Source organism: Streptomyces griseoaurantiacus (genome assembly GCF_036189845.1).
GTDB classification, from domain to species: Bacteria; Actinomycetota; Actinomycetes; order Streptomycetales; family Streptomycetaceae; genus Streptomyces; species Streptomyces griseoaurantiacus.
The window spans coordinates 1,375,768-1,388,539 of record NZ_CP108326.1 but is presented as its reverse complement, the minus strand read 5'-3'; the positions used below and the strand labels follow the sequence as shown (position 1 = coordinate 1,388,539).

At 71.9% G+C, this 12,772-nt stretch carries 13 protein-coding genes; 10 read left to right on the top strand and 3 right to left on the bottom strand.

What is annotated here, in order from left to right; translation table 11 throughout:
- Window positions 1-29: 29 nt before the first annotated feature.
- The 10 genes from OHB09_RS06300 to OHB09_RS06255 all read left to right on the top strand — a co-directional run bounded on the left by OHB09_RS06300 (window position 30) and on the right by OHB09_RS06255 (window position 9,850).
- Window positions 30-278, top strand: coding sequence for a hypothetical protein (locus tag OHB09_RS06300; protein ID WP_078631043.1), 249 nt, complete (start codon window positions 30-32; stop codon window positions 276-278).
- A 9-nt stretch (window positions 279-287) separates the two neighbouring features.
- A complete protein-coding gene (locus OHB09_RS06295; protein ID WP_006141733.1) occupies window positions 288-473 on the top strand; it encodes a hypothetical protein in 186 nt (61 codons plus the stop codon).
- Window positions 474-690: 217 nt separating this feature from the next.
- Window positions 691-978 carry a Sec-independent protein translocase subunit TatA gene (gene tatA / locus OHB09_RS06290; RefSeq protein WP_006141732.1) on the top strand — a complete coding sequence of 96 codons (288 nt, stop codon included), beginning with the start codon at window positions 691-693 and terminating at the stop codon, window positions 976-978.
- A 48-nt stretch (window positions 979-1,026) separates the two neighbouring features.
- Entirely contained in the window at window positions 1,027-1,977 is a 951-nt protein-coding gene (tatC, locus tag OHB09_RS06285; RefSeq protein WP_006141731.1) for a twin-arginine translocase subunit TatC, read from the top strand.
- An 89-nt stretch (window positions 1,978-2,066) separates the two neighbouring features.
- Window positions 2,067-4,928 (top strand): DEAD/DEAH box helicase, encoded by a 2,862-nt coding sequence (locus OHB09_RS06280; protein ID WP_093592501.1) that lies wholly within the window; start codon window positions 2,067-2,069, stop codon window positions 4,926-4,928.
- 368 nt (window positions 4,929-5,296) lie between these two features.
- On the top strand, window positions 5,297-6,904 hold the full coding sequence (locus tag OHB09_RS06275) for a sensor histidine kinase (protein WP_093592504.1): 1,608 nt from the start codon (window positions 5,297-5,299) through the stop codon (window positions 6,902-6,904).
- Window positions 6,901-7,308: a roadblock/LC7 domain-containing protein gene (locus tag OHB09_RS06270; protein WP_006141728.1), complete on the top strand. Its 408-nt coding sequence runs from the start codon at window positions 6,901-6,903 to the stop codon at window positions 7,306-7,308. The genes OHB09_RS06275 and OHB09_RS06270 overlap by 4 nt, the downstream gene beginning before the upstream one ends.
- On the top strand, window positions 7,305-7,730 hold the full coding sequence (locus OHB09_RS06265) for a DUF742 domain-containing protein (protein ID WP_040896022.1): 426 nt from the start codon (window positions 7,305-7,307) through the stop codon (window positions 7,728-7,730). Before OHB09_RS06270 ends, OHB09_RS06265 begins: the two co-directional genes overlap by 4 nt.
- On the top strand, window positions 7,711-8,331 hold the full coding sequence (locus tag OHB09_RS06260; protein WP_006141726.1) for a GTP-binding protein: 621 nt from the start codon (window positions 7,711-7,713) through the stop codon (window positions 8,329-8,331). The genes OHB09_RS06265 and OHB09_RS06260 overlap by 20 nt, the downstream gene beginning before the upstream one ends.
- A gap of 52 nt (window positions 8,332-8,383) precedes the next feature.
- Entirely contained in the window at window positions 8,384-9,850 is a 1,467-nt protein-coding gene (locus OHB09_RS06255; RefSeq protein WP_328921701.1) for a cytochrome P450, read from the top strand.
- A gap of 10 nt (window positions 9,851-9,860) precedes the next feature.
- On the opposite strand, the gene OHB09_RS06250 is transcribed toward OHB09_RS06255, so the two are convergent.
- The 3 genes from OHB09_RS06250 to OHB09_RS06240 all read right to left on the bottom strand — a co-directional run bounded on the left by OHB09_RS06250 (window position 9,861) and on the right by OHB09_RS06240 (window position 12,741).
- Window positions 9,861-10,799 (bottom strand): RluA family pseudouridine synthase, encoded by a 939-nt coding sequence (locus tag OHB09_RS06250; protein ID WP_328921700.1) that lies wholly within the window; start codon window positions 10,797-10,799, stop codon window positions 9,861-9,863.
- A 23-nt stretch (window positions 10,800-10,822) separates the two neighbouring features.
- Window positions 10,823-11,662, bottom strand: a complete 840-nt coding sequence (locus OHB09_RS06245; RefSeq protein WP_006141723.1) for a siderophore-interacting protein — start codon at window positions 11,660-11,662, stop codon at window positions 10,823-10,825.
- Between the two features lie 173 nt (window positions 11,663-11,835).
- The gene (locus OHB09_RS06240) at window positions 11,836-12,741 is read right to left on the bottom strand and encodes a 5'-3' exonuclease (protein WP_006141722.1); all 906 of its coding nucleotides are present in this window, start codon (window positions 12,739-12,741) and stop codon (window positions 11,836-11,838) included.
- Window positions 12,742-12,772 lie beyond the last annotated feature (31 nt).

Below are 12,772 nucleotides of genomic sequence, written 5' to 3'. Positions count from 1 at the left end.
AGGTGTCGGTGCGGACGGCGTTCGCCGGGATGCGCAGAGTCGCCGACGTGGTGTTCCGGGCCGGCTGCCCGGACTGCCGCTCCCGCTTCGAGCTGGGCGCCGGGGCGCTGCGCCTGGCGATCGGGGCGAGCGACCGGACGACGTTCTACTCCTTCACCTGCCCCGAGTGCGGGGCGGCGGTGCGCAAGCCGGCGGGGGAGCGGATCGTGGAACTGCTCACCGGCGGCGGGGTGCGGACGCTGCGCCTGCACTCCACGGCCTCGGCCGGACGGATCTAGGGGGCCGGCATGGTCTGGGCGATGGTCGCGGTGGCCCTGGGGTTCGTGGGGCTGACGGTGCTCGCGGTGTTCGCCGTGCGGGTGTTCCTCGAGGCCGGACGGCTGGGCCGGGAGGTCGCCCTCGCGGCGCAGCGGATCGGGCGGGCGGCGGACGACCTGGAGAAGGCGGCGGGCCGGGCGGCCGAACGGCTGTGAGAGCGGGCGCGGGTCGGCCCTGTCACCTCCGTGGCACTGGCGGGTAGTCTGGCCAGCGGCCCGAAGAACGAGGCGCGGGCCGCATCGGGAGTACGCACGGGGATTGCTTCGCGTTTACCCCTGGGCGTTACGATCGCTGCGGACGACGATCGGACACCTGTCCGAAGTCGGACGACAGCACACCCCCCAGCCCGCCTCGGTGAGAAGGTAGAGACTTATGTTCGGAAGGCTCGGCGCTCCCGAGATCATTCTCATCCTCGTCGTCATCATCCTGCTGTTCGGCGCCAAGAAGCTTCCGGACATGGCGCGCTCTCTCGGCAAGTCCGCGCGCATCCTCAAGAGCGAGGCCAAGGCGATGAAGGACGAGGGCAAGACGTCCGCCGCCCCGGCCGGCCCGCCGAACCCCGAGAACCCCGAGGCCGCGCAGCGCACCATCCAGGCCGCCCCCGGTGACGTGAGCAGTTCCCGCCCGGTGACCGAGCCCTCGGACACGACCAAGCGCTGACGCAGGGCCGGGACGCCCCCGGCCTGCCGCACGAGATGAGGACGTGGGTTGCCCAAGCCTGCCCGCAAGAAGGAGAAGGATCCCGAGGGGCGGATGCCCCTCGCGGATCACCTGCGCGAGCTCCGCAACCGGCTCGCGAAGGCACTGCTGGCGATCGTCGTCGTGACGGTCGTCGCCGCCTTCTTCTACAACGACATCATCAACTTCCTGACGGACCCGATCCTGAAGTCGGTCGGGTGCCGGCAGAGCTTCGAGGAACTGGCGAAGTCCAGCGAGGACGTCAAGTGCGCGCGGATCACGATGAACGGCCTCCTCGCCCCGTTCACCCTGGCCCTGCAGGTCTCGCTGACCGCGGGCGTGGTGTTCGCCTCGCCGGTCTGGCTCTACCAGATGTGGGCCTTCGTCGCCCCGGGACTGCACCAGCACGAGCGGAAGTACGCGTACGCCTTCGTCCTCACCGGCGCCCCGCTCTTCCTCGGCGGCGCCTTCTTCGCGTACAAGGTGCTGCCCACCACGGCGAAGGTGCTGCTCGAGTTCACGCCGAACGGTGACGTCAACAACTTCCTGCCGTTGGACGACCTGCTGCAGCTCGTCACGCGCATGGTGGTCGTCTTCGGCCTCTCCTTCGAGCTGCCGCTGCTGCTGATCATGCTCAACCTCACCGGCGTGCTCACCGGCAGGCGGATGCTCGGCTGGTGGCGGGCCATGATCATGGGCATCACGGTCTTCGCGGCCGTTGCCACCCCGAGCACCGACCCGGTGAGCATGCTCGCCCTCGCCGGACCGATCTGGGTGCTGTACTTCGGCGCCGTGGCCTTCTCGCTGCTCAACGACCGGCGCAGGCGCCGCCGCGAGCTGTCCGGCCCCGCCGACGACGAGGCCTCCGAGCTGGATCTGACGCCGGAGTCCATCGACGAGGTCGAGCCCGTCACGGCCGGCCGTGTCCTGCCCGAGCAGACGAGCACGGAACGGGTCAACGGCTACGACGACGTGACGTGAGCCCCGCAGGGCACAGACAGCGGATACGGAGGCGGGCCCCACCGGGATGACGGTGGGGCCCGCCCCCGTCTCCGCAGCTCGCAGTGGGTATGCCGATAAAGATCGGCCCGTTGTCGGTGGCGCCGGGTACGCTCGAAAGTACGATGACAGAGGATCTCTCTCCGGCCGAGCGGTACGCGGCAGCCCGTAAGCGTGCTGCCGAGCAGGCCACCGCACTCGCGTCCTTCCGCGAGATGTACGACTTCGGCCTCGACCCCTTCCAGATCGAGGCCTGCCGGGCCCTCGAGTCGGGCAAGGGCGTGCTCGTCGCCGCGCCCACCGGCTCGGGCAAGACGATCGTCGGCGAGTTCGCCGTCCACCTCGCCCTGGAGCAGGGCCGCAAGTGCTTCTACACGACGCCCATCAAGGCGCTGTCGAACCAGAAGTACGCCGATCTGTGCCGCCGTTACGGCAGCGGCAAGGTGGGCCTGCTCACCGGCGACAACAGCGTCAACTCCGACGCCCCGGTGGTCGTGATGACCACCGAGGTGCTGCGGAACATGCTGTACGCGGGCTCGCAGACGCTGACCGGGCTCGGGTACGTGGTCATGGACGAGGTGCACTACCTCTCCGACCGCTTCCGCGGCGCCGTCTGGGAAGAGGTGATCATCCACCTGCCCGAGTCGGTGACGCTGGTCTCCCTCTCGGCGACGGTCTCCAACGCCGAGGAGTTCGGCGACTGGCTGGACACCGTGCGCGGGGACACCGAGGTCATCGTCTCCGAGCACCGGCCCGTGCCGCTGTTCCAGCACGTGCTCGCCGGGCGCCGGATGTACGACCTGTTCGAGGAGGGCGAGGGCCAGAAGAAGGCCGTCAACCCGGACCTGACGAGACTGGCCCGCACGGAGGCCGCCCGCCCGCTCTACCGCGACCGCAAACGCGGCCGCGCGATGCGCGAGGCGGACCGCGAGCGGGACCGCCGCAGCCGCTCCCGGGTCTGGACCCCGGGCCGGCCCGAGGTGATCGAACGGCTCGACGCCGCGGGCCTGCTGCCCGCCATCACCTTCATCTTCAGCCGGGCCGGCTGCGAGTCCGCCGTCCAGCAGTGCCTCTACGCCGGACTCCGGCTCAACGACGAGGACGCGCGCGAGGAGGTGCGCGCCCTGGTGGAGGAGCGCACCGCCTCCATCCCGCGCGAGGACCTGCACGTCCTCGGCTACTACGAGTGGCTCGAGGGCCTGGAGCGGGGCATCGCCGCCCACCACGCGGGCATGCTGCCGACCTTCAAGGAGGTCGTCGAGGAACTCTTCGTCCGCGGCCTGGTCAAGGCCGTCTTCGCCACCGAGACCCTCGCGCTCGGCATCAACATGCCCGCTCGCTCGGTGGTCCTGGAGAAGCTCGTCAAGTGGAACGGCGAGCAGCACGCCGACATCACCCCCGGCGAGTACACCCAGCTCACCGGCCGGGCCGGCCGTCGCGGCATCGACGTCGAGGGGCACGCCGTCGTGCTCTGGCAGCGCGGCATGAGCCCCGAGCACCTCGCCGGGCTGGCCGGCACCCGCACGTATCCGCTGCGCTCCAGCTTCCGGCCCTCGTACAACATGGCGGTCAACCTGGTCGAACAGTTCGGCCGGCACCGCTCGCGCGAGTTGCTGGAGACGTCCTTCGCCCAGTTCCAGGCGGACAAGTCGGTCGTCGGCATCTCGCGTCAGGTGCAGCGCAACGAGGAGGGGCTCGACGGTTACAAGGCGTCGATGACCTGCCACCTCGGCGATTTCGAGGAGTACGCCCGGCTGCGCCGCGAGCTGAAGGACCGCGAGACGGAACTGGCCCGGCAGGGTGCCGCCCAGCGGCGCGCCGAGGCCGCCGTCGCCCTGGAGAAGCTCCGCCCCGGCGACGTGATCCACGTGCCCACCGGCAAGTACGCGGGCCTCGCCCTCGTGCTCGACCCCGGGCTGCCGGCCGGGCGGACGAACGGCCACCGCGGCACGGAGTACCACGACGGCCCCCGCCCGCTGGTCCTGACCGCCGAACGGCAGGTCAAGCGGCTCGCCTCGGTCGACTTCCCGGTCCCGGTCGAAGCGCTGGAGCGGATGCGCATCCCCAAGTCGTTCAATGCGCGCTCCCCGCAGTCCCGCCGCGACCTGGCCTCCGCGCTGCGCACGAAGGCCGGGCACATCTCCGTCGAGCGGCACCGCAAGCAGCGCTCGCAGGCGGCCGACGACCGGGAGATCGCCCGGCTGCGCACCGCCCTGCGCGCGCACCCCTGCCACGGCTGCAACGACCGTGAGGACCACGCCCGCTGGGCCGAGCGCTACTACCGGCTGCTGCGCGACACCTCGCAGCTGGAGCGCCGGATCGAGGGCCGCACCAACACCATCGCGCGGACCTTCGACCGGATCGTGGCGCTCCTGACCGAGCTGGACTACCTGCGCGGCAACGAGGTCACCGAGCACGGACGGCGCCTCGCCCGGCTCTACGGCGAGCTCGACCTGCTGGCCAGCGAGTGCCTGCGGGACGGCGTGTGGGAGGGCCTCGGCCCGGCCGAACTGGCGGCCTGCGTCTCGGCACTGGTGTACGAGTCCCGCTCCGGGGACGACGCGATGGCGCCGAAGGTGCCCTCGGGCAGGGCCAAGGCGGCGCTCGGCGAGATGGTGCGCATCTGGGGCCGGCTGGACGCCCTGGAGGAGGAGTTCCGGATCAGCCAGACCGAGGGCGTCGGCCAGCGCGAGCCGGACCTCGGGTTCGCCTGGGCCGCCCACATGTGGGCCTCCGGCAAGGGTCTGGACGAGGTGCTGCGCGAGGTCGAGATGCCCGCCGGAGACTTCGTGCGCTGGTGCAAGCAGGTCATCGACGTGCTCGGGCAGATCCAGGCCGCCGCGGTGCCCGAGGGCTCCACGGTGCCGAGGAACGCCCGCAAGGCGGTCGAGGGGCTGCTGCGGGGAGTGGTGGCCTACTCCTCGGTGGGCTGAGGCCCGCAGGGACCCGAGCGCCTGACCGAACCGCCGCGCACCCCGGTGAAACGCCGGGGTGCGCGGCGGTTTTCGTATGCCCGTACGCAGTCACCATTCGTGTGCGAGTGGATGCCCAGCGTGTAAATCAGCAGAGCGTACTCCTGTGAAAGAGGGGATTTCAGGTGGTTGCTGAATATGACACGGCGATGACCCGGTCGGACTAAGCTCGCCCGCGGCGCACCGAGTTGAGGTATTCGTGCGCTTGTTCCCACAACATGCCCAAAACGTGCCGTTGGTCCAGAGAGCTACCCACGTACGCCGGCCTCACACCCGTACGGCGGCACCACACCCCCCGACATCCGTCGATCTCGTCTCAGAGGGCTTACATGGTGAGTGTTCAAACGCCCCACGGTGGCCGTGAACTTCCCTACGCACGCGTGCTGGTGCTGCCGGCCATAGTGATGGCCGCGGTGACCGGGGCCGCCGTCGCCGTGGTGACGGAGCCGGCCCGGGCCGCCGTCGGCTGGTGCGGCGGCATCGCGACGCTCCTGGTCACCCTCGCCGCGGCCGAGGCGCTGCGACGCGGCCGTGACATCGGCGCGCTGCGCGCCGAACTGGCCCGGCGGAGCGCCCGCCTGGACGAGTGCGTCGCCTCCCAGGACGCCCAGTTCCGCCGCCTGGGCCAGGAGATCGTGCCCGAGAGCCTGGACCGCATGCGGGCCGGGTACTCACCCGATGAGGTGATTCGCGAAGTCATCGACACCCATCCCGAGTGGCGCGAACTCCCCGACTCCCAGCGCCTGCTGATCCGCCAGGTGCTCCGCGTGATCGACCGCGAGGACACGCTGCGCGACTCCCTGCAGCGCTCCTTCGTCAACATCGCCCGACGCGTCCAGGCGATCATCCACCAACAGGCCAACGAGGTCCGGGAGATGGAGGAGGACCACGGGCGCAACCCCGAGGTCTTCGACGACCTGCTCCGCATCGACCACGGCAACGCGCTGATCAGCCGGCTCGCCGACTCCATCGCCGTGCTCGGCGGCAGCCGCCCCGGCCGCCAGTGGCCCGTCCCCGTGCCGCTCTACAGCGTGCTGCGCGGCGCGCTCTCCCGCATCCTGGAGTACCGCCGGATCGAGCTGCACTCCGTGGCCAAGGTCAACATCCGCGGCATCTCCGTCGAGCCGATCCTGCACGCCGCCGCCGAACTCCTCGACAACGCCACCCGGTACTCGCCCCCGCACACCAAGGTGCACGTCACCGCGCACGAGGTGCAGTCCGGCATCGCCGTCGAGATCGAGGACTCCGGCACCGGCCTCAACGCCGAGGGGCGGGCCCGGATCGAGCGGATCATCGAGGAGGCCAAGCGCGCCGAGGACCTCCAGGGCCTCGCCGACAGCCCCCAGCTCGGCCTCGCCGTCGTCGGCCGTCTGTGCACGGCCTACAACATGCAGGTCTCGCTGCGGCAGTCCGCCTACGGCGGCGTCCGCGCCGTCCTCGTCCTGCCGCACGTCATGGTGACCGACGAGCCCGCCTTCGGCGTCGCCCACGGTGTCGGCGTGCAGTCCCGCTCCACCCTGGACAACGACGGCGTCAACGTCGGCTCGGCCAACAAGAAGAACCGCAGGCCCACCACCGGCCCCCGCATCCCGGGCGAGGACGACTACGACGAGGACGTCCCCGTCGTCACCGAGTGGACGCCCAACGGCCTCCCGCAGCGCCGCAGCCGCATCAGCATTCCGCTCGACGAGCACATCCTCAACACCTACGCCGCGGCCGAACGGGCCGAGAAGGAACGCGCGGAGAAGGAGGCGCGGACCGCGGCCGCCCGGGCCGTCGCGGCCGCGCCGGAGAAGCCGGAGAAGGAGGAGCCGCTGCCCGGCATGTGGGTCGAGGCCTTCATGGAGGGCCTCAAGAGCGACCCGGACCCGAACGCATTCACCAGGAAAGACGAGCCGGCCGACGCCGAGGCCGGCAACGAGGGGGACCTCAAGTGATCTCGCAGCGTGCCAACTTCGACTGGATGCTGAAGGACCTCGCCGACGGCGTGCCCGGCGTCCAGCAGATCGTGGTCCTCTCCGCCGACGGTCTGCGCATCGCCCGCCACGGCGGCGACCCCGACACCGCCGACCGCGTCGCCGCGGCCTGCGCCGGACTGCAGAGCCTGGCCGGTGCCGTGGCCGGGGAGATCCACGTCAGCGACGGCCGGATGCGGATGGTCATCATCGAGGTCGACGGCGGCTACTTCTACCTCATGGCGGCCGGGGCCAACGCCTATCTCGCCGTCCTGTCCGACATGCGGACCGAGCCGGGGATGATGAGCACCCGGATGCGTGACCTCGTGCTCCGCATCGGCTCCCATCTGACCAGTCCGCCCCGGCGTGACGGGCAGACCGTATGACTCCTCCGCAACGCCGAAGGCGCATGCCCCAGGAACCGCCCCCCGAGCCCGCCCCGGCCGCCCCGGCGGAGGGGGCCGAGGGGGAACCGGCGGTTCCCAACCCCGAGCGGCTGTACTCCCTCACGGGCACGGCCGCCGGGTCCGAGCGGGCCTCGATCGACCTCGTCACCCTCATCGTGGCCGCCGAGGACCCGCCCCCGACCCTCACACCGGAGCAGGTCTCCCTGCTCCGGCTGTGCACGGCCCCCCTGTCCGTGGCCGAGATCTCGGCCTACCTGAGTCTGCCGTTCAGCGTCGTGACCATCCTGCTCACCGAGCTGATGGCGGCGGACCTGGTCCAGGCACGCGCGCCGATCGTCCGGCAGATCGTGCCCGACCGATCCCTCCTCGAAGCGGTGATGCATGGACTTCAAAAGCTCTGACACCGTCCCCGGCCCCCGGGTCGAGGACCACCTGCCGCACACCACCCAGGCCGCCGTGAAGATCGTGATCGTCGGGGGCTTCGGGGTCGGCAAGACGACCATGGTCGGCTCCGTCAGCGAGATCAAGCCGCTGACCACCGAGGAGACCATGACCCAGGCGGGCGTCGGCGTCGACGACAACTACGGCTCCGACAGCAAGACGGCCACCACCGTCGCCATGGACTTCGGCCGCATCGGCATCACCGAGCAACTGGTGCTGTACCTGTTCGGCACCCCCGGCCAGGAACGCTTCTGGTTCCTGTGGAACGGCCTCTTCGAGGGGGCGCTCGGCGCGGTCGTCCTCATCGACACCCGCCGCCTGGAGGTCAGCTTCGACGTCATGGGACGGCTCGAGGAGCGCGGCGTGCCCTTCGTGGTCGCCGTCAACTCCTTCCCCGACGCCCCCCGTTACCCCGTGCCCGAACTCCGGGCCGCCCTCGACCTGGCCGAGTGGGTGCCCATCATCGAGTGCGACGTACGGCGCCGCGCCTCCAGCCGGGACGTGCTGATGACCCTCATGCACTTCCTGCACACCCTCGCCACCCGGCGCGCCCCCGTCTGACCGGCCGCCAAGACCCAGGACACACCCCTTTTTCAGCTTCGGAGCGATCACCGTGACGCCTGAACCCCTTTCCCCGACCGGCACGGACACCGCGGGACCGCCGCCGGGCTGCCCCGCCCACGCGCTGGGCCCGGACGGGCTGCGCCGGCTCTACGGCCCCGGCGCGGAGAACCTCTCGGACCTGTACGAGGAACTCCGCGAGGAGCACGGTGCCGTGGCCCCGGCCCTGCTGCACGACGACGTACCCGTGTGGGTCGTCCTCGGCCACGGCGAGAACCTGCACATGGTGCGCTCGCCCTCGCAGTTCACCCGGGACAGCCGCATCTGGAAACCCCTCCTCGACGGCGAGGTCCACCCCGCCAACCCGCTGATGCCGCACATCGCCTGGCAGCCCATCTGCTCCCACGCCGAGGGCGACGAGCACCTGCGGCTGCGCGGCGCCGTCAACGGCGCGCTGGGCACCATCGACCACCGTGCGCTGCGCCGCCACATCAACCGGGCCACCCAGCGCCTCGTCAACCGCTTCTGCGAGGACGGCCGGGCCGACCTGGTGGGCGAGTTCGCCGAGCACCTCCCCATGGCCGTGATGTGCCAGGTCCTCGGCATGCCCGAGGAGTACGACGACCGCATGGTGCACGCGGCCCGCGACATGCTCAAGGGCAGCGACACCGCCATCGCGAGCAACCAGTACCTCGTCGACGCCCTGGATCGGCTCACCCGGCGCCGCCGGGCCCACCCCGAGGAGGACGTCGCCAGCCACCTCATCACCCACCCGGCCGGGCTCACCGACGAGGAGATCCGCGAGCACCTGCGGCTCGTGCTGATCGCCGCCTACGAGGCCACCGTCAACCTCATCTCCAACGTGCTGCGGGTGATCCTCACCGACCCCCGGTTCCGCGCCCAGCTCAGCGGCGGGCAGATGACCGTGCCCGAGGCGGTCGAGCAGTCGCTGTGGGACGAGCCTCCGTTCAGCACCGTGCTCGGCTACTTCGCCAAGCAGGACACCGAACTGGGCGGCAAGCGCATCCGCAAGGGCGACGGGCTGCTGTTCGGCATCGCCCCCGGCAACGTCGACCCCCGGGTGCGCCCCGACCTCACCGCCAACATGCAGGGCAACCGCTCCCACCTCGCCTTCGGCGGCGGCCCGCACGAGTGCCCCGGCCAGGAGATCGGGCGCGCCATCGCCGACGCCGGCATCGACGCGCTGCTCATGCGGCTGCCGGACGTGCAGCTCGCCTGCGCGGAGGACCGGCTGCGGTGGACGGAGTCGATCGCCTCGCGCCACCTGGCGGAACTCCCGGTGCGGTTCGGGCCCCGGCCCCCGCAGGACGTCGAGCGGCGCCCCGCGTTCCGGCAGCTCCCGGCGCCCGCGACCTCGCCCGCCGCGCGGCGCGAGGCGGCCGCGGTCCCGCCGGAGGCGCCGCCGGTGGCACCCCCACCCGTACCGGCGGAGGTGCCGGCCCTCGCTCCGCGCCCCGGCGCGTGGCAGCGGTTCCTGCGCTGGTGGCGGGGCGCCTAGGAAAGCGGGGTCATACGGGGACGGCGGGGTCCGGGGGTGCCAGCTCCCGGGCGCTGCGCAGGCAGTGGTGCCGTCCCGTCACCGGGTCGGTGAACTCCAGGGCGCGGGCCAGCAGCCGCAGCGGCCGGGTGAAGTCCCCGGGCGCGGCGGCCGGTTCCACCACCGGGTAGAGCGGGTCGCCGAGGATCGGCAGGCCCAGCGCGCACATGTGCACGCGGAGCTGGTGCGTCTGCCCGGTGCGGGGGAGGAGCCGGTACCGCCCCACGGTGCCGTCGTGTTCCACGAGCTCCACGCGGCTCACCGCGTTGGGCTCGCCCGGCACCTCCCGCGCCCTCAGCTCCCCGCGCTCCTTCACCAGGCGGCTGCGCACGGTGCGGGGGAGGGCGAGGGCGGGGTCGTACGGGGCGAGGGCCTCGTACTCCTTGTGCACCCGGCGGTCGCGGAACAGGGTCTGGTACGCGCTGCGCTCCTCGGGCCGCAGGGTGAAGAGCACCAGCCCGGCGGTGAGCCGGTCCAGGCGGTGCGCGGCGGTGAGGGCGGGGAGGTCCAGCTCGCGGCGGAGCCGGGCCAGCGCGGTCTCGGCGACATGGCTGCCGCGCGGGGTGGTGGCCAGGAAGTGCGGCTTGTCCGCGACGAGGACGTGCGCGTCGCGGTACACCACCTCGATCGCGAAGGGCACCCGCTCCTCGGCGGGCAGCTCGCGGTGGAACCACACGTACATGCCGGGCACGTAGGGGGCGTCCGGGGCGAGAGGGCGCCCGTCGGCGCCGACGAACGCGCCCGCGTCGAGCATCGCGTCGACGACGCCGTCCCCGGCCGCCAGCCGCGCCACCAGATGGTCCCGCACGGTCGCCCAGGTGCCCTCCCCGGGGAGCCGCAGCCGCACCGGGTCGACGCCCTCGCACTGCGGCAGCGGGGCGGGCGGGATGCTACGGGTCCGGCGTCTCACGCGCCCCAGCGTACGGGGAGGACTCAGGCGCTCACGGTCTCCTGCTCGGCCTCGACCTGCGCGTTCCACTCCCGCTTGGAGGCCTGCCAGCCGTCCTCGTTGTGGCCGAGCCGCCAGTAGCCGGAGATCGACAGGTCCTCGCGGGGCACCGACCGCTCCATCCGCAGCAGCCGGCGCAGCTCCTTCACGAAACCGGCCTCGCCGTGCACGAAGGCGTGCATCCGCCCGGCGGGGGGCTCAAGTGCCCGCACGGCCTCCACCAGGGCCTCGCCGACCGGGCGCTCGCCGCGGTGCAGCCAGGTGACCTGCGCGTCGGAGTCGAACTTCTGCTCCTCCTCGGGACCGGACACCTCGAGGAAGGCGTGCGCCACGGCGCCGGCGGGCAGCGCCTCCAGGGCGGCCGCGAGGGCGGGCAGGGCGCTCTCGTCCCCGGCGAGGAGATGCCAGTCGGCCTCCGGGTCGGGGGCGTAGGCGCCGCCGGGACCGTTGAACCGGAGCAGGTCGCCGGGCCGGGCCCGGGCCGCCCAGGGGCCGGCGATCCCCTCCTCGCCGTGGATCACGAAGTCCAGCGTCAGCTCACGGGCCTCCGGGTCCCAGGCGCGCACGGTGTACGTACGGCTCACCGGCCACTGCTCGCGCGGGTACTCCTCGCGGATGCGCTGCACGTCGAAGGGCTCCGGGTAATCGACGCCCTCGACCGGGAAGAGCAGCTTCACGTAGTGGTCGGTGTATCCGGCGGTGCCGAACGCGGCCAGCCCTTCGCCGCCCAGCACCACGCGCCGCATGTGCGGGGTGAGCCGCTCGGTGCGGATCACCTGGCCGGTGTGGAGCGTGCGGGGCTTGCGTGCGGGGCGTTCTGCCATGACGGCCTCCGTGTCTCATCGCTAAGGCTTACCTAACCTAACACTCGCCCGCGCCGGGGAACGGCCCCGAACGCCCCGGGAGGGCAAGGGAAAAGGAAAGAAACAGAGAGATGAGCAGAGAGGACGGAGCGCAGGAGAGGGAAGGGGAAGGAAGCGCGCGGGCCGTCTCCCGCTCATGACCTCAACGTCGTCAGCAGCCGTTGCAGGGAACCGCCGAGACCCCAGCGGGAGGCCAGCGCCTCCACCATCTCGGGATCACGCGCCGTGTGCGGCAGCGCGGTCGGCACCGGCGGCAGCGGGACGTCGTCCGCGACCTTCACCACCTTGGGGGCCACCTCCAGATACGGCAGCGCCTCGGTGAGCCGGCGGCGCTGGGTCGGGGTCAGCCTCGCCTTCGGGTCCTCGACCGCGGCGAGGACGCCGGGCAGGTCGCCGAACTCGGCGAGCAGCTTCGCGGCCGTCTTCTCACCGACCCCGGGCACGCCGGGCAGGCCGTCGCTGGGGTCGCCGCGCAGCGTGGCGAGGTCCGCGTAGCCGCGCCCGTCCACGCCGTACTTCTCGCGCAGCACCGCCTCGTCGGTGAGGAGCAGGGTGCCGACACCCTTGACCGGGTACAGCACCCGCACCCCGCGGGCGTCGTCGACGAGCTGGTAGAGGTCGCGGTCCCCGGTGACGATGTCGACGGGGCCGGTGGCACGGGCGGTGAACGTGCCGATCACGTCGTCCGCCTCGTACTCGGCGACGCCGACGCGGGCGATGCCGAGGGCGTCCAGGACGGCCTCGATGATCGGGACCTGCGGGGAGAGGGTGTCGGGCACCTCCTCGGTGTCGGGCCCGGCCGGGCGGGCCTCGGCGACGCGGTGCGCCTTGTAGGAGGGGATCAGCTCGACGCGCCAGGCGGGCCGCCAGTCCGCGTCCATGCAGGCCACGAGGTCGTCGGGGCGGTGGTCCTTGACCAGGCGGTCGATGAAGTCGAGCAGTCCGCGCACGGCGTTGACGGGCGTGCCGTCCGGGGCCTTCAGGGACTCCGGGACGCCGAAGTAGGCGCGGAAGTAGAGGGAGGCGGTGTCGAGAAGCATGAGGCGTCGGGTCACGCCCCGCAGATTACGG